Source organism: Flavobacterium sp. GQ95 (assembly GCF_059758655.1).
The window spans coordinates 1-284 of sequence record NZ_JCAXEB010000085.1 but is presented as its reverse complement, the minus strand read 5'-3'; the positions used below and the strand labels follow the sequence as shown (position 1 = coordinate 284).

General features: G+C 35.9%; 1 protein-coding gene. It reads right to left on the bottom strand.

Annotation, left to right across the window (positions count from 1 at the left end; genetic code table 11):
• Positions 1-34: 34 nt before the first annotated feature.
• Positions 35-284: T9SS type A sorting domain-containing protein (locus tag AC6CH4_RS26035; protein WP_498108251.1), on the bottom strand; the 250-nt coding region annotated here is incomplete at its 5' end.

Here is a 284-nt window from a genome sequence, read left to right as displayed (position 1 = left end):
CCAATAAGGATCAAATATCTAAGATTCTTCATAACTATTTTTTTATAATTTTTACAACAACAGCTTTATCCAGCCCTATTTTAGCAAAATAAGTCCCCGAAGGCTGGCCTTCCAGTGTTAATTTAACCTTTGAATTCTCCACAGTATAAACCCCGTTTGAAATCAAACGACCTATTATATTGTACAGGGCTATTGAAACTTCTTTTGCCGATGTTGGAAGTTCAATTTCAAAACTTCCCGATGTAGGGTTGGGATAAGCCCAGACCATATCTTGTAATGCTTCA